Origin of the sequence: Moritella marina ATCC 15381, assembly GCF_008931805.1 — a bacterium.
GTDB classification, from domain to species: domain Bacteria; phylum Pseudomonadota; class Gammaproteobacteria; order Enterobacterales; family Moritellaceae; genus Moritella; species Moritella marina.
In genome coordinates, this window is record NZ_CP044399.1 from 4,104,379 (window position 1) to 4,122,172 (window position 17,794).

A 17,794-nucleotide genomic window follows, 5' to 3' on the forward strand; every position below is an offset into this window, starting at 1 on the left:
AAATTCGAGTGCCACTCGGTCGAAATGAGTTGCACTACATTATGCTAGGTAAAAAAAACGCCTCATATGATATGAAGCGTTTCATTACAATATACCAACTAAGGTGGGTATATTTATTTAGTTTTTCAAGGTTTCCACTGCCAAATTTCACAAGTTGTGACGCCTGCGCGTTTAATTTGGTGACGTTCTTTTTCTGCTGTACGTTTACGTTCGTAAGGGCCTAAAACAACGCGATACCAATTACCAGTGTGGCGAACGTTGGCAGTATAACCTTGGAAGGCTATCGTTGCTTTCATCGCCTCTGCTTGTGATTGTTGACGGAACGAACCACATTGCATTTGATAACGAATACCCGTGTCTTGTTGCGGCGGTATTTCGACAATGACTTCTTTATCTTGTAAGTCTTGTGGATACTGCCACACTTCCTTTGGCTTTTCCGGTAATGGTTTTACCGTTAGCTTTTTCGGTTGTTCTTTTTTAACAGGCTCTGGCTGTGTTTCTTCTGCGGTGCCACTGACTTGTGCTAAAAAATAGCCAAGGCCAATAGCAAGCAATAGAAACATTAAGATCGCCAACACAGGGCGTTTCTTTTTCGCCGGCGGTGCCTTTTTAGCACCCCGCTTTGTTCTCGGCTTCGGGGCGTGCCCCGCGTAATCCTTACGAGCCATAATTTACATACGTTCCAAAGTTTCAATGCCTAGTAAATCTAGACCCTGTTTAAGTGTTTTAGCCGTTAATTGCGCCAGTTTAAGACGGCTTAATTTAATCGCTTCATCTTCTGTGCTTAAGATTGGGCAAGCTTCATAGAAACTAGAGAACACGCCAGCCAGTTCAAACAGGTAAGTACATAATGTGTTTGGTGTTGCGCGTTTTGCCACTTGATGCACAATCTCATTAAACTGGATCAGTTTGCCTGCTAATTCTTGCTCTTTATCTTCGTTCAACTGTACTTTTGCAGTTGCTAGTTTAGCGACTGTTTCGGCATCTACTTTGTTGAAGATACTGCCCACACGTGTGCAAGCGTAAAGCAGGTAAGGGGCGGTATTACCTTCGAAGCTTAACATTGAGTCGAAGTTGAAGATGTAATCACTGCTACGGTTCTTAGATAAATCCGCGTATTTAACTGATGAGATACCGACAACACGTGCAATGTGTTTTAGTTCTTCTTCAGTTAGCGTTGGATTTTTCGCTTTAACAAGTGTGTAGGCACGCTCTTCTGCTTCAGTTAACAGATCCACAAGCTTAACTGTACCACCTGAACGGGTTTTGAATGGACGACCATCTTCACCATTCATGGTACCAAAACCAAGATGTTCCAATGATGTTTCTGGTTTAACAAAACCAGCTTTCTGTACAACAGAGAATACTTGTTGGAAATGCAGTGCTTGACGTTGATCAACAAAGTACATGATGCGGTTTGCGTTCAGTTTCTGTTGACGGAAACGCATCGCGGCAAGGTCTGTTGTTGCGTAAAGGAAACCACCACCATTTTTTTGGATGATGACTGGTAACGGGTCGCCGTCTTTATTCTTAAATTCATCTAAGAATACACATTTAGCGCCGTTTGATTCTGTTAATAATGCTTGTGCTTCAAGTTCGCTAACGATGTTATGTAAATCGTTGTTATAGAAACTTTCACCACGTACGTCTTCACGCGTTAATTTCACGTTTAAGCGTTTGTAGATGTCATGGCAGTGTGCAAGTGACACGTCATTAAATTCTTGCCATAACTTGTTGCAGTCTTCATCACCTGATTGCAGCATGACAACCATTTCACGTGCGCGAATAGCAAAATCTTCAGATTCGTCGAAACGACCTTTTGCTGCACGGTAGAATACTTCTAGGTCAGAAAGCTGCATGCTGATTTCTGCATTTTCAGCGCGTTTTTCTTCCATGTACGCAAGGAGCATACCGAACTGAGTACCCCAATCGCCTACGTGGTTTTGGCGAATAACGTTATGGCCAAGTAGTTCCAGTGTTCGTGCTACAGAATCGCCAATGATTGATGAGCGTAAGTGACCTACGTGCATTTCTTTCGCTAGATTTGGCGATGATAAATCAACAACAACATTGTCTGGCGTTGTGGTCTTTTGTACTGATAAATTCTCATCTTCAAGTGCAATATCAATCTGCTGCGCTAACCAGTTTTGGTTTAAGAAGATGTTGATGAAACCTGGGCCGGCGATTTCAGTACGGCTAACTAAGTCTGATTCTGGCAGGTTATCAATGATTAATTGGGCTAACTCACGCGGATTCTTTTTCGCTGGTTTTGCCATCATCATTGCTAAATTCGTTGCTAAATCACCATGAGCCTTGTCGCGGGTACGATCTACTGCGATGCGCGGTTGTGCATCTGCAGGAATGATTTGTTGTTCTTTTAAGATCGTAACGGTTTGCTCGAGTAGCTGTATAATATGCTCTTTCATGGATTCTCTTAACTAGCAATGATGAATGAAATAGACCGATCATTTTAGCGTGATTAGTGTCATTTGACTAGTTAATCAAGGATAAATCCCAATATCCTTACAACATTTCAGTTGGATCTACATCTAATGACCAACGCGCTTTGCGTGCCGATTTTAACGCTTCGACTTTTGGCATTATTAGACGCAGTAATTGCGTGATGTGCTGACGTTGCGGACCTTGTAATAATAACTGTAAGCGATACTTGCCTGCGCGTTTCTCCATCGGGGCTGGCATGGGCCCTAAACAAAGCAGTTGCGGATTGTGATTATGTTCTTGAACCAATTGTTTTATGTCGACTAAAAAAGCGTTGGCTTCGCTGAACTGGTGAGCTTCAGCGCGAAATAAAGCCTGAAAACTGTAGGGTGGTAAATTAGCCATTGAGCGCGCGTGCAATGCGGTTTGAGCAAAATGACTGTAGCCATTATTGATCAAATCTTGGATCAGTTCATGTCCAGGGTGATGGGTTTGAATCGCTACCTCACCTTGTTTTGCGGCTCGACCTGCGCGACCTGATACTTGTACAAATAGTTGAGCCAACTTTTCAGGGGCACGAAAGTCACTGCTAAATAGCGCACTATCTACGTCAATAAGTCCGACTAAGGTGACATCAGGAAAGTGATGGCCTTTGGCTAACATCTGCGTGCCAATCAATATACGGAATTCTCGTTTTCGTACCGCTTCTAATGCTTTTTCTAGACTGCCTTTGCGGCTGGTACTATCTCGATCAATACGGATAATCGGGTATTGTGGAAAGTGTTCGGTAAGCATTGCCTCTAGTTGCTCGGTACCAAAACCTGCAGTGATGATCTCGTTGGAGTCGCAACTTGGACAGCGACGTGGTTTTGGAAATTGTTCATCGCAATGATGACAGTGCAAGATATTACGCGACTGATGATAGGTGTAATAAGTATTGCAGCGCTGGCACTCAGCCATTGAGCCACAGGTATGGCACATGACTGCGGGTGCATAGCCTCGGCGATTTAGAAACAGCAGTACTTGATTTCCTGCGGCTAAATGCGTTGCCATTAGCGTAATAAACGCTGTCGATAACCCTGAATTTAAAGTCTGATTTTTAATATCAATCAGGTGATGAATTGGCATCTGCGCATTACCCGCACGTTGGGTAAGCTTTAAGTGACGATATTTACCTGTCATGGCATTGTGTAAGGTTTCTAATGCAGGAGTTGCAGAACCTAATACCACGGCAATGTTATTACGATGCGCCCTGACAATCGCCAGATCGCGAGCGTGATAACGGAATGTTTCTTGTTGCTTCAATGACCCGTCATGTTCTTCATCAATAATGATTACGCCTAAATCATGCATCGGCGTAAAAATGGCAGAGCGGGTGCCAATAACGATACCTGCCACACCAGCTTGCGCTTCTAGCCAGGCTTCGCGACGTTCTGCGTCATTGAGACCTGAATGTAGGGCGACAATAGGTACATTGAAACGGCGTTTGAAGCGTGAAATGGTTTGCGGCGTAAGCCCAATTTCGGGCACGATGACTAACGCCTGCTTACCGGTTTTTAATACTTTTTCGATCACATTTAAATAAACTTCAGTCTTACCACTGCCTGTTACCCCATCGAGCAGGTAAGTGGCAAAATGGTTGATATCAATGGCCGCAATCGTGATCGCTTGTTCAGTGTTAAGTGAGGGGCGATTGTCACTGATAACCAAGTTTTGACGCCAGTGTTGCGCATCGTTATCTTGGATCTCAATATACTCTTGGCTGATTAGGCCTTTGTCTTGTAGTGCTTTGATGGTGGTTGACTTTATATTGGCTAATTTTAAATGGGATTGGGTCAGCCCTGTTTCTGCTAATAATTTAATGGTCTGTAATTGTGCTGGGGTTAAACGGTTTAATTCTGGTGCCGTTAGTTCATGTGCTCTATCCGTTAATTGCCAAAAGGTGTAACTGTTTAATTTAGCTGATTCTAATTTACGTAATAAAACGGGTAGTGCTTGTGCAATGACTTCACCAATTGGGTAATGGTAATAGTCGGCGCACCAATTAAAAAAAGCCAACATGTCAGTTGATAAAATAGCATTGTCATCGAGTATGTTGATGATGGGTTTCAGTTTTGCCAGCGGAAATTCACTGTCGTTTTTAGTCGTGAGCGCAATACCAATGAGTTGCTTATTCATAAAAGGTACACAGATACGCATACCTGGTTCGATATGGATATCATCTGAATAGATATAATCAAAGCTTCTGCTTAAATGGACTGGAACGGCAACGGCGACAACGGGCATGAACTCAACTCTCTTTACGACTTAAATCAGTATTACAGTAAACAGTTTACGGCGGTTAACTGGGTAATGTCTTGATATTTTCTATTTAATCTTCGAAATGTAGTTTATTTATGCATCTGCTATTGATATTAGGGGGTAAGATCCTATATTATTCGCAGCCTAAAAATTCTATAACTTTATGTGGTGTCTGGCAGTGTTTCAGATGGCGACATAACCTAAATTGAGGTTTCTATGAAACAAGGTATCCACCCAGAGTACGCAGCTATCGAAGCTAAATGTTCATGCGGTAACGTTTTCACTATGGGTTCTACTCGTGGCAAAAATATCACTCTAGACGTATGTTCAAATTGTCACCCATTCTACACTGGTAAGCAACGTACTGTTGATACTGGCGGTCGTGTTGACAAATTCAACAAGCGTTTTGGCGCTCTTTCTGCAAAATAATAATTGTATTTATACAATTTATTGCAGTGAGTCAAAAAGGTACCTTAGGGTGCCTTTTTTTATATCTAAAAATAATTTGAAACATTTATAAAACTTAAATGTAACCTCAGTCATTTCATTTCCATAAAAATCTTCTTCTAAAATTAGTAAAACATATAAAAATAAACACTTCGTACCAGTGCAAAGGTAGAATAAACAACTTAAATTAATGTAGAATCATGCCAACAATATTATTAGCTGGTTTAGCTCAGTGTAAAACAAAAGAGAGCTGTGTTAAATTAAAGTTAAATATTTGGCGTTACATTCGATTATTATTTAATTCCCCAACGTTGTTTCTCACACTTTGTTATTCTTGAACTCAGCTGTGAGTTATGTGCATTCATTTCATTCAGGATATTGCGTATGTCAGACCTTAGACAGCAAGCATTGGATTACCATGCGAACCCAAAACCAGGCAAAATTGCTATTCAACTTACTACATCTGCAGAAACAGCCGATGACCTTTCTCTAGCATATAGCCCAGGTGTCGCCGAGCCAGTGCGTGAAATCGCAGCTAACCCTGATGATGCTTATAAATACACAGCTAAAGGTAATTTAGTTGCGGTGATTACTAACGGTACTGCTATTTTAGGCCTAGGTAATTTAGGTCCATTGGCGTCAAAACCAGTTATGGAAGGTAAAGCGCTATTGTTTAAACGCTTTGCTGATATTGATTCAATCGATATTGAAGTTAAACACCGTACCACGGAAGAATTTATTGATACGGTAGCGAATATTGCCGATACCTTTGGCGGTATTAACTTAGAAGATATTAAAGCACCCGAGTGTTTTGAAATTGAAAAAGCCTTGATTGCGCGTTGTAAGATCCCGGTATTTCATGATGATCAACATGGTACTGCGATTGTAACTGCGGCAGGTATGATTAATGCGCTAGACATTCAAGGCAAAGATATTGCGGAAGCGGTTATTGTTTGTATGGGTGCTGGTGCTGCTGCGATTGCTTGTATGGAGTTATTAATTTCATGTGGTGCACAGCGTGAAAAAATCTATATGTTAGATCGTAAAGGTGTGATCCACACGCGTCGTGATGACATTAATGAATATAAGCAACGTTTTGCAAATAATACTGATAAGCGTACTCTGCAAGATGCGATTCATGGTGCGGATGTATTTGTTGGTGTATCAGGACCGAATGTATTAGCTGCTGAAGATGTGAAATTAATGGCTGATAACCCAATTATTTTTGCTTGTTCAAATCCAGATCCAGAAATCAAACCTGAATTAGCACATGGTGCACGGCAAGATCTTATCATGGCGACAGGTCGTTCTGATTATCCAAACCAAGTGAATAACGTATTGTGCTTCCCGTTCATTTTCCGCGGTGCATTAGATGCACGTGCAAGCGTGATTAATGAAGCAATGAAAGTGGCAGCGGTACACGCCATTCGTGAAATTGCCAAAGAAGAAGTGCCACAGTCTGTATTGGCTGCATCGGGTGCTGCATCGTTAGAGTTTGGTAAAGAGTACATTATTCCAAAACCAATGGATCCACGTTTATTACCTCGTGTGGCACGTGCTGTTGCGCTAGCCGCAGTTGAAACGGGTGTATCACGTATCGAATTACCAGAAAATTACATGCTGTAAACCTATTCAGTAACGCTATCAAATAATTTTATTTGATAGCTCTGAAAAACGCCAAGGTCTTTCCTTGGCGTTTGCATTTCTGCGCTTATACTTGTATAAAGAGCCGCTATATTGCCCACACTTAAGGTTTCCATGTCTGAAGAATACGAAATTGAAGTCATCCCTGTTGTTGTTTCTGAAGAACCAATTGAATTATATAAAATTTTAAAAATTGAGAACCTAGTGACCTCGGGCAGTGAAGCAAAGAACCATATTGCTAACGGTTATGTGTATGTAAACGGTGAAGTTGAAACACGTAAGCGTAAAAAAATTATGTTTGGTGACATCATCGGCTTTGATGGTGAAGCGTATCAAGTTATGTCAGCTGAGGAATTAGCATCATATGATGACGCTGATTATGCAGAGACTGCGGATGGTGAAGATTATCCTGAAGATGAATTTGTTGATCCGGCGGCTCTCGAGTCCGATTCAGTTGCAGCATACATGACTGAACATGATTTGAGTGAAGAGGATTTCATTGCGGATGGTTCTGTTACAAGTACAGATGTTGAAGCTGATGTTGCTGAGGCTACCTTTATCGCGCCAACACCTGTTGTAAAACCTGCGGCTGTTAAGCCTGTTACGGATACTTGGGAACAGCCTGAGAAGAAAAAGAAAAAAACTGCAGCAAAACAAACCCAAACAGCTAAAGCGGCTGAACCTAAAAAATCGGAAAAGAAAAAAGGCCGCGCGGCACCTTTTAGTTTTTAGGGCTTAGTTTCAGATTTTAATCTTTAACCTTTGGTTTAATGATTAAGTCTTGGTGTTAAATTTATTCATAGACTGTATTGAGATCATACATCTAGATTATTGAGATCAAAAAAGGCACTCCTTGCATAAAGGAGTGCCTTTTTTATAATTAATTCGCGATTCTCTGTCGATTATTTACTGATTAGTCATCGTGTTCTAGATAATCATCAATATTAATACCGAGTGCTAACATCTGCGCTTTCGCTTCTGCAGGGATATTATCTGGTTTGTCTTTTGTTAGATCTTCGTCAGCAGGGAGTGGTTGGCCAGTGTAAGCATGTAAGAACGCTTCACATAATAATTCACTGTTAGTCGCATGACGTTGATTATTAATCTGACGGCGAGTTCTTTCATCTGTCAGTACTTTCAATACTTTCAAAGGAATTGAAACAGTGATCTTCTTAACCTGTTCACTCTTTTTCCCATGTTCTGCATAGGGACTAATATACTCGCCGTTCCACTTCGTCATTTTCGACCTTTGCGTAAATTATTATTTAATGAATAAGTAATAAGTCTACCTTTGAATTTGATTGTTGGCAATCAGTATGTAAAGAGCTCTAGACGTCTATTGACCTGTTGTGACTTAATGGTGTATGTTTTGAGGTACTAGTAATACATTAATTCGATATTAAGTTCGGGAGAACGCATGGACGCAGTGAAGCGCAGTATTCATAAATTTGGTGGCAGTAGTTTAGCGGATGCCACTTGTTATCGTCGCGTGTCGGCGATTATTAGTGAGCATACTCAAGCTCAAGATCTGATTGTTGTTTCTGCGGCAGGTAAAACCACTAACCAGCTGTTAGAGCTGTTACAGTTAGCGGAAGATGGTGATCAAGCCGCACCTGAACGACTTATTGCCACGTGTGAATACCAAGCTAAGCTGATCGCTGAATTATTAACTGATGGATTATGTGTAAAACTCACTGCTGCACTGCAAGATGACATTCATACCATTAGCCATTTATTAGAAACTCACCTTGATGTTTACGCTAAAAACCAAATCCTTGCCCATGGTGAAGTATGGTCTGCACGACTACTAGCGGCATTGCTGAGTCAAAACCAATTACCCGCAGATGATTTAGATTCACGTTTGTTCTTAACGACGGAATTAGCGGCGCAACCTGTTGTTGATGAATCCGTATCACGTCAAAAATTAGCGGCGTGTTTAGTGACACTCAATAATCGTGTCGTTGTTACCGGCTTTATTGCGGGTGATGATCAGCAACGAACCGTCACACTCGGACGTAATGGTTCTGATTATTCTGCGACGTTATTAGGTGCATTAGTCGATGCAAGTCAAACTACGATTTGGAGTGATGTTGCCGGGGTCTTTAGTGCTGATCCTCGTCGCGTTAAAGATGCGGAATTACAAACTAAATTATCACTTGATGAAGCAGCTGAATTGGCTCGTTTAGGCTCTCCAGTATTACACGCCCGTACCTTACAACCAGTCGTTGCGAGTAAGCAGCATGTCCAGCTACGCTGTAGTTATACGCCTAGCGAAGGCTCTACGCAGATCCACCGTCGTTTACCCAAGGGTAAGGGCGCTAAAATTGTTACCTCGATTGATGATCTATATTTAGTCGATATTGAATTTTCAAAAAATGCTGACTACCAAGCACAGTACAACCAGTTGATAGCCTTATTAGCACAACAACAGCTGTCGCCAATTTGTATTAAACGTCGACCAACCGAACATGTGGTGCGTTTAGGTTATACGGCTGAAATCGTTGAATTTGCACTTTCTACATTACGGGCTTACCAGCAAGAACAACCACAGCTCTGTGCTATTGATTCCCGCAGTGGTTTTTGTATGGTGGCGTTAGTGGGTTCGGGCGTAACAGAAAATGCGTTGCAATCCCATCAGTTTTATCAGCTAATTTCTGAGCATCATCTCAGCTTCGTACAAACTGGCGATAATCATTTAAGTATTTGTGCTGTATTGCAGAAAGTTGTACTCGAACCGTTATTAAAAGAATTACACACTGTGCTATTCAAACAACCAAAGCGTGTTGGCGTGGTGTTATTTGGTAAAGGTAATATTGGTGCTGGTTGGTTATCTTTATTTTCAGAGCAAATGCATAAACTACCGGAACAGCAAAATGTAGAGTTATGCTTATGTGGTGTTTATGGATCGCAGGGTGGGTTATTAGACTTCAATGGTCTGGATGCTGCGATCGTGCTAGATGATTTCCAGCCAGAATCGTTCGTCTGGGAACAGTTATTATCTAATTTGGCATTACATCCATTTGATGAATTAGTCGTCGTTGATATAACGGCGAGCGAAGCTATCAGCTATTATTATCCTGAATTTGCCCAACATGGTTTCCATCTTATTTCTGCGAATAAATTTGCAGGTGCAGCGAACAGTGAGTTTTATAACCGCGTTAAGCAAAGCTTCACGGATAATGAAAGTCACTGGTTATATAACGCCACGGTTGGTGCTGGTTTACCTATTCAGTCGTCGATGGATATGTTACAGCACAGTGGTGATCAAGTGACTGCCGTCAGTGGTATTTTCTCGGGTACTTTATCTTGGTTATTCCAACAATATGATGGTGAAGTTGCCTTCTCAAAATTAGTTGAACAAGCTTGGCAGCAAGGTTTAACGGAGCCTGATCCACGTGAAGATTTATCTGGTAAAGATGTACAGCGTAAATTACTTATCCTAAGCCGTGAAGCGGGTTATGACATGGAGTTGGCCGATATTAAGTTAGAGTCATTAGTGTCTGATGAGTTAATGGCCTTTAAAGCCGATGAATTTTTAGAGCATTGCGAAGCGTTAGACGACAAAATACTACGCATGTTTAATAAAGCTAAAAAGCAGGGGTTAGTATTACGTTACGTGGCCAGCTTTAGTAGTAAAGACGGTGCCCAGGTTGGTTTGGAATTTTTGGAACCGACACATCCGTTTGCTAACTTACTGCCGTGTGACAATATCTTTTCCATTAATAGTCTTTGGTATCGTCATAACCCATTAGTGATCCAAGGGCCTGGTGCGGGCAAAGAAGTGACTGCAGGCGCGATCCAAGCCGATTTGTTCCAACTTTGTAAACTGTTTTCTCGCTAATAAACTCGATTCATACTGGCAGAAAACAAAGACGTATATAATTCATGTTTAAGATGAATTATGTGCGTTGACTTTATTCCGTAAACTTGTGATGATTAAGACGTAAAGAGGTATGGACGTCTAAACATCTTAAGGGAAGAAGAGTATGAGTTTTCACAACGCACAAAATATTGAAGTATTAAATCAAAGTGTTTCTGAACTGGGGCGTGACATTAACGTTTCATTTGAATTTTTCCCACCAAACTCACCTGCGATGACGTCTACCTTGTGGGAGTCAATTAATCGCTTGAAAGCGTTAGACCCTAAATTTGTTTCTGTGACGTATGGCGCTAATTCAGGTACGCGTGATCTTACCCACAATATTATTAAACAAATTAAACATGAAACGGGTTTGATCGCGGCACCACACTTAACCTGTATCGATGCTAATCGCCAAGAGTTAAAACAGATCGCAACAGATTACTGGGACAACGGTATTCGTAATATTGTCGCGCTGCGTGGTGATTTACCACCTGGCTTAAATCAACCAGATATGTATGCTGCCGATTTAGTTGGTTTATTAAAAGAAGTGAATGATTTTGATATTTCAGTTGCTGCTTATCCAGAAGTTCACCCTGAAGCAAAAAATGCGCAAGCCGATTTATTGGCGCTAAAAGATAAAATTGACGCGGGTGCTGACCGTGCAATCTCGCAATTCTTCTTTGATACCGAAAGCTTTTTACGCTTCCGTGACCGTTGTGCAGCTGTAGGCATAGATAAAGAGATCGTCCCTGGCATTCTACCGGTCTCGAATTATAAGACTTTATGTAAGTTCTCAAAGTTGACCAATGTAAAAGTACCTAATTGGATGCACAGTCAGTTTGAAGGGTTAGACAATGATCAAGCGACGCGTAACCTAGTTGGAGCAAGTATTGCCATTGACCAAGTGAAAGTATTGTCACGAGAAGGGGTGAAGGATTTCCATTTCTATACCTTAAACCGAGCTGATTTAACATATGCAATTTGCCATACATTAGGTGTTCGTCCAAAGTAGTCAGAATTTCCTGGTACTAACAAGATCAAAAATGCCGACATGATGTCGGCATTTTATTATCTACTATGTTTAGACTAGTTAGCTAATCGCTCTGAATTAACCGGTATTACGCATACCAGCAGCGACACCTGCGATACTGACCATTAGGGCTTGCTCGATATCTGGGTTAACGTCTTCATTGCTACGTGCGCGGCTTAATAGCTCTGCTTGGAGAATGTTCAGTGGATCGGTATACGGATTACGTAATTCAATCGACGTTTGGCTCCAAGGCTGGCCATCAAGTAAATTAGCATCTGGGGTTAACCCTACAATGAGTTCAGTCGCGAGTGCCAAACTTGCGCGCAGTTCTTTACCTAAATGCCATAAATCTTCTGTTACTAGGCACTGGTCATAATATTCTGCTAGCCAAGTATCGGCTTTCAAAAATACCATTTCAAACATTTCTAAACGCGTATTGAAGAAAGGCCATTGCTGTTGCATTTCTTGTAGCGTTTCACGTTGACCTGAATCAAGCATGTTTTTGAATGCGGCTGTACAACCTAACCAAGCTGGTAGCATTAAGCGGTTCTGTGTCCAAGCAAAGATCCAAGGGATTGCACGTAAGCTTTCTACGCCACCATTGGGTTTACGTTTTGCTGGGCGGCTACCGAGTGGCAGTTTACCTAATTCTAGCTCAGGTGTTGCAGAGCGGAAATAAGGGACGAATTTTTCATGACCTTGAATGTATGAGCGATATTCTTCACAAGAATCCGCAGACATTTGATCCATAGCATCACGCCAAGCTTGTTCTGGCGCTGGCGGCGGCAGTAAATTCGCTTCTAGAATTGCACTGGTGTAAAGGTTTAAACTTTGCTCTGCGACGTCTGCAAGGCCGAACTTAAAGCGGATCATTTCACCTTGTTCTGTGACGCGCAAACCACCTTTGAGTGAGCCTGGAGGTTGAGACAGCAGGGCTGCGTGTGCAGGAGCGCCACCACGGCCGATACTACCACCACGTCCATGGAATAAAGTTAGATTAATCTCTTCTTGCTCACAGATAGCAACTAAGGCTTCTTGTGAACGATATTGCGCCCAAGATGCAGCGATTACACCGGCATCTTTCGCTGAATCAGAATAACCGATCATAATGTGCTGATGGCCATTGATGTAGTTCTTATACCAATCAATTGCTAATAGGCTCGCTGTTACTGTGCCGGCATTATTCAGATCGTCTAATGTTTCGAATAATGGCGCGACAGGTAAGCGGAATGGACAGCCCGTTTCTTTCAATAATAATTGTACTGCTAATACATCAGAGGCTTTACGCGCCATTGAGATGATGTAGATACCCAGTGATTCAGGATCTTGTTTTGCTACAGTGCGACAAGTATCAAGTACTTCTTTCACATCTGCAGATGGTTGCCAGCAAATTGGGAGCAATGGACGTTTGTTATTGAGCTCTTGCAGTAAGAAAGCTTGCTTATCTTGCTCGCTCCACTGGGCATAATCGCCTAGACCAAGATAGCGAGTTACTTCAGCTATCACGTCAGTATGACGATCGCTGTCTTGGCGAATATCAAGCTTGACTAAGCTGACACCAAAACATTCAACACGACGTATGGTATCGAGCAGCGCGCCTTTGGCGATAACGGCCATGCCTCGTGTATTTAGCGAGTTGTAACAAGCTAATAGTGGATCTCGTAATTGTGCTGTTGTGGTGATGATGTCACGGCTTTCAGTATATTCACCTTTTAGCTGCGCTGTTAGGCTAGCCAGTGTCTCTGTCAATTCGCTGCGTAACTTTTTAAGTAATACACGATACGGTTCATGACTTTCACCAACCAATGCACGTAAAGTGTCATCACAGTCATTCATGGATAGTTCACTGGTAAGATGCTTTACATCTTTTAGGAATAAGTGGATCGCCATCCAACGACTAGTGAGTAGTACTTCTTCGGTTACTTTTGAGGTAACAAACGGGTTACCATCACGATCACCACCCATCCAAGAGGTAAACTTAACAGGTGAAGCGTCAATTGGTAATTGATAATCTAAACGGTCTTGTAGGCGTTTATCAAGGCTGCGTAAGAAGTTTGGTACTGCATCCCATAAAGAATTCTCGACAACGGCAAAGCCCCATTTCGCTTCATCGACAGGTGTTGGGCGCACGGTTCTGATTTCGTTAGTATGCCAAGCTTGAGATACCAATTGTTCGATACGAGTCATGAAGACATCGCGTTCCTGATCACTTAATTCAGTGAGTTCTAGCTGGCTAAGGCATTTATTGATAGCGCCATGCTTGTGGATCAGAGTTCGACGCGTGATTTCTGTTGGATGCGCCGTCAGTACTAAATCGATATTGAGATTTTTAACGGCAGAAAGTACATCTTCTTCACTGATTTCAGAGTTATTTAGTTTGGCAAACAGTTCATCAATCGAATCGGGCACACAAACATTATCGGCACAGTTACGTGACGTTGTGTGGAACTGCTCGGCGATATTCGCTAAGTTTAAGAATTGGCTAAATGCACGTGCAACTGGCAGTAGTTCATCATCTGAGAGGCCACGTAAGACGTTAAGTAGTTGGGCACGGTCTTTATCATTACCGGCGCGTGATGATTTTGCTAGTTGACGAATGGTTTCAATCTTATCGAGGAACTCTTCTCCAAGATGATCCTTGATTGTATTCCCGAGTACTTGGCCTAGTAAGCCAACATTACTTCGTAACGCTGCATATTTATCTGACATACATAATCCTTCAATTCAGTGTGTAATACGGCAACAATTATTATCGTTATGTATGTAAAATAACTATATTTAGAGACATTCGTCAACAAAATCGTGAAATTAATACGGTTAATTGTGATATTGACTGTAATTTTACTACAAAACGATAATTCTTAGTTAGTTTTTACATGATTGCTCAATTAGTTTTTTGATTATAGCTTGAGTGGGTTTCACTTGGGCTAAATCTAAATACTCATCAGGTTGATGCGCTTGATTGATGCTACCAGGACCCATAACGATTGTATCGCAGCCAAGTTGTTGAATAAAAGGAGCTTCGGTACAGTAATTTACCGGGATAACAGTTTCACCTGTGAGTTTTTCAGCTAATTTAATTAATGCTGAATCGGTGTCGCAAGCATAAGCAGGGATAGGTTCATGCAGATGATATACATCTACTGCACCAGGCCATTGCTTCATGATCGGTAATAACGCTTGGTTAAGTAACATGAACAATTCATCTGGACTGACGCCTGGAATTGGGCGCATGTCGATGTGTAGTTCACAGCTGCCGCAGATACGATTTGGGCTATCCCCACCATGCACATGGCCAAAGTTCAGGGTCGGTTGTGGAATAACAAAGTGATCGCAGGCGTATTGCTCTTTTAACTTGCGCTGGAGTATTAATAACTGTCCTGTTACTTGATGCATAATCTCAATAGCATTAATACCGTTGGCTGGATCAGAGGAGTGACCGCTGCGTCCAGTAATTCTAATGGCCTCGGACATATGACCTTTGTGCATAAACACGGGGACCATGTTTGTTGGCTCACCAATAACCGCATAATCTGGGCGAAAGCTTTGCGCTGCAGCTATTGCTCTGGCACCTGCCATGGTGGTTTCTTCATCGGCGGTGGCGAGTATGCGTAAAGGTTTGTCGAGTTTTGTTAAATCAATGTTTTTACATGCTTCTAATACAAAGGCAAAAAAACCCTTCATATCGATAGACCCTAAGCCATACCACTTATCGTCTTTTTCGGTTAATTGGAATGGATCTTTAGTCCATAAACCGTTATCAAATGGCACGGTATCAGTGTGGCCTGCGAGTAATAAGCCGCCATCACCTTGTCCGTAAGTTGCGACTAGATTAAATTTACCATTAGTTTCAGGTACGCTGGTGATATTAATGCTAAAGCCAAGTTCGCTGAACCAACCAGAAAGTAAGTCGATAACAGGCTTGTTGCTGATATCTAACTCTTTTTCTAATGAGCTGATTGAAGGGGTTAAGATCAGTGATTTATAAAGTTCGTTGAATTTAGGTAGCTGCATATTACGTTCCTGTAATGATTGATTGTTTTTTTATGCATAAAAGTTGCATAAAAATGTAATCTGTTTTATTCTCTAATCATCCTTACTTTACAACGTATGGGTTAGATAATGAATCGTTTTTCATGGTTTCGACGAGACAGTATTTAAAATGCATTGATGTCGCTTAATTTGATTAGGCTAGTGCAATCGAAAAGGGCTCAATTGCCCATCGTTTTACAATTTAACAAACACGGAAGTCAAACATGTTAAAAACAATTTTAGTCGGTGCGACCGGGTATACCGGCGCTGAGCTAGCCCATTACATTACTAAACATCCTGAACTCGAGCTTGCTGGCTTGTATGTTTCAGAACACAGCTTAGATGCGGGTAAATCGTTTTCTTCTTTATATGGTCATTTATTAAATGTTGTCGACCAAACGATTGAGCCGTTAGCTACTGCTAATATTAAAAACATTTGTCAGGATATCGATATTGTTGTATTGGCTACTGTACATGAAGTTAGCCACGATATTGCCGCTGAATTTTTAGCTCAGGGTGCTGTGGTATTTGATTTGTCGGGTGCTTTTAGAGTTAACGACCCGGCTTTCTACGAAAATTATTACGGCTTTAAACATAACTTCGATAAAGAATTGAAAAGTGCTGTTTATGGTTTAGCTGAATGGGCGAGTGCTGATATAGCGGAAGCAAATTTGATTGCTGTTCCAGGCTGTTACCCAACGGCGTCGTTATCAGCACTAAAACCATTAGCACAGCACGGACTTATCGCTGCGGAACAAAAACCTATTATCAATGCGGTGAGTGGCGTCAGTGGTGCTGGGCGTAAAGCGTCATTAGCTTCTGCTTTTTGCGAAGTGAGCCATGCCCCTTATGGTGTGTTTAATCACCGTCATCAACCAGAAATTAGTACGCATCTAGGCCATGAGGTTATTTTTACGCCGCACTTGGGTAGCTTTAAACGTGGCATATTAGCAACAATTAACGTCAAACTTGTTGCTGGCGTAACACCTGAACAAGTAACGGCAGCTTATCAAGAAGCCTATCAAGACCAGCCGATGGTACGGTTATTACCAAGTGGCTGGCCAAGTATTAAAGCGGTCGAGAAAACAGCTTATTGCGATCTAGCGTGGCAACAACAAGGACAAGATTTAATTGTTGTGTCGGCGATTGATAACTTATTAAAAGGTGCTGCAGCACAAGCAATGCAGTGTATTAACATTCGTTTTGGTTTTCCAATGACGACGTCATTAGTATAAGGATATGAACATGACAACTCCTTTAGTATTAAAACTTGGCGGCGCATTACTTGAAAATGATACGGCACTTGAGCAGCTTTTTAGTGCATTAACTGAATTTCAAGCAAGCGCATCACGCCCGCTTATCTTGGTGCATGGCGGTGGCTGTTTTGTTGATGAATTATTAGCAAAAATGAACATTGTGAGTGAAAAGAAAAACGGTTTACGTGTTACCCCTAAAAGCGATATCGGTTATATCACTGGCGCATTAGCGGGCACGGCGAATAAAGTCTTAATGGCGCAGGGTATTAAACTTGGCGTTAAAGTTGTCGGTTTGAGTCTTGCTGACGGTGGTATATCGACGGTCACACAATCAACAGCAGGGCTAGGCGCTGTCGGTGAATGTGAAGCGGGTGATCCGGCACTATTAACCGCGCTGCTTAATGGCGGATTTTTACCAATCATTAGTTCTATTGGCATTGATGCCCAAGGGCAGTTGTTAAACGTCAATGCTGATCAAGCGGCAACCGCTATTTGCGAAACGCTGAATGCTGATTTGGTGATGTTATCGGATGTTGAAGGCATTTTAGATGCGGAGATGCAGTTAATTCCAGAAATGAATAGCCATTATGCCGATGAATTGATTACGGCTGGTGTGATTAATGGTGGTATGGAAGTAAAAGTGAGAGCAGCGTTAAAAGCGGCTGCATCATTAAATCGCGATATTACATTAGCGAGTTGGAAAGTGCCGGAACGGTTAGTGGCATTATTAAATGGTGAAGTAGAGGGAACGAAAGTTTCTAGCTAATATTGATCAGATAACGG

13 protein-coding genes are annotated in these 17,794 nt (G+C 41.8%); 7 read left to right on the plus strand and 6 right to left on the minus strand.

Features of this window, described 5'->3' with window-relative positions; translation table 11 throughout:
* Positions 1–125: 125 nt before the first annotated feature.
* From FR932_RS18465 to priA, 3 genes are all read right to left on the minus strand, one after another.
* Positions 126–668, minus strand: a complete 543-nt coding sequence (locus tag FR932_RS18465; protein WP_019442243.1) for an SPOR domain-containing protein — start codon at positions 666–668, stop codon at positions 126–128.
* A 3-nt stretch (positions 669–671) separates the two neighbouring features.
* Positions 672–2,426: an arginine--tRNA ligase gene (gene argS, locus FR932_RS18470; protein ID WP_019442244.1), complete on the minus strand. Its 1,755-nt coding sequence runs from the start codon at positions 2,424–2,426 to the stop codon at positions 672–674.
* Between the two features lie 97 nt (positions 2,427–2,523).
* Complete coding sequence (gene priA, locus FR932_RS18475; RefSeq protein ID WP_019442245.1) at positions 2,524–4,725, minus strand: primosomal protein N'; 2,202 nt, start codon at positions 4,723–4,725, stop codon at positions 2,524–2,526.
* Between the two features lie 231 nt (positions 4,726–4,956).
* Between priA and rpmE the strand changes: the two genes are divergently transcribed.
* From rpmE to FR932_RS18490, 3 genes are all read left to right on the plus strand, one after another.
* Positions 4,957–5,169 (plus strand): 50S ribosomal protein L31, encoded by a 213-nt coding sequence (gene rpmE, locus FR932_RS18480; RefSeq protein WP_019442246.1) that lies wholly within the window; start codon positions 4,957–4,959, stop codon positions 5,167–5,169.
* Positions 5,170–5,571: 402 nt separating this feature from the next.
* Positions 5,572–6,813, plus strand: a complete 1,242-nt coding sequence (locus tag FR932_RS18485; RefSeq protein WP_019442247.1) for a malic enzyme-like NAD(P)-binding protein — start codon at positions 5,572–5,574, stop codon at positions 6,811–6,813.
* A 132-nt stretch (positions 6,814–6,945) separates the two neighbouring features.
* A complete protein-coding gene (locus FR932_RS18490; protein WP_019442249.1) occupies positions 6,946–7,563 on the plus strand; it encodes an RNA-binding S4 domain-containing protein in 618 nt (205 codons plus the stop codon).
* Between the two features lie 181 nt (positions 7,564–7,744).
* Here the strand turns inward: FR932_RS18490 and metJ are convergent, their stop codons facing one another.
* Positions 7,745–8,071, minus strand: coding sequence for a met regulon transcriptional regulator MetJ (metJ, locus tag FR932_RS18495; protein ID WP_019442250.1), 327 nt, complete (start codon positions 8,069–8,071; stop codon positions 7,745–7,747).
* Positions 8,072–8,248: 177 nt separating this feature from the next.
* On the opposite strand from metJ, the gene metL reads away from it, so the two are divergent.
* Complete coding sequence (gene metL / locus FR932_RS18500; RefSeq protein WP_019442251.1) at positions 8,249–10,672, plus strand: bifunctional aspartate kinase/homoserine dehydrogenase II; 2,424 nt, start codon at positions 8,249–8,251, stop codon at positions 10,670–10,672.
* A 145-nt stretch (positions 10,673–10,817) separates the two neighbouring features.
* Complete coding sequence (gene metF, locus FR932_RS18505) at positions 10,818–11,705, plus strand: methylenetetrahydrofolate reductase (protein ID WP_019442252.1); 888 nt, start codon at positions 10,818–10,820, stop codon at positions 11,703–11,705.
* Between the two features lie 96 nt (positions 11,706–11,801).
* Here metF and ppc read toward each other — a convergent pair whose 3' ends face one another.
* A complete protein-coding gene (gene ppc / locus FR932_RS18510) occupies positions 11,802–14,432 on the minus strand; it encodes a phosphoenolpyruvate carboxylase (protein WP_019442253.1) in 2,631 nt (876 codons plus the stop codon).
* A gap of 156 nt (positions 14,433–14,588) precedes the next feature.
* Positions 14,589–15,737, minus strand: coding sequence for an acetylornithine deacetylase (gene argE, locus FR932_RS18515; protein ID WP_019442254.1), 1,149 nt, complete (start codon positions 15,735–15,737; stop codon positions 14,589–14,591).
* 242 nt (positions 15,738–15,979) lie between these two features.
* On the opposite strand from argE, the gene argC reads away from it, so the two are divergent.
* Positions 15,980–16,990 carry an N-acetyl-gamma-glutamyl-phosphate reductase gene (argC, locus tag FR932_RS18520; RefSeq protein WP_019442255.1) on the plus strand — a complete coding sequence of 337 codons (1,011 nt, stop codon included), beginning with the start codon at positions 15,980–15,982 and terminating at the stop codon, positions 16,988–16,990.
* A 10-nt stretch (positions 16,991–17,000) separates the two neighbouring features.
* Positions 17,001–17,777, plus strand: a complete 777-nt coding sequence (gene argB, locus FR932_RS18525) for an acetylglutamate kinase (RefSeq protein ID WP_019442256.1) — start codon at positions 17,001–17,003, stop codon at positions 17,775–17,777.
* Positions 17,778–17,794 lie beyond the last annotated feature (17 nt).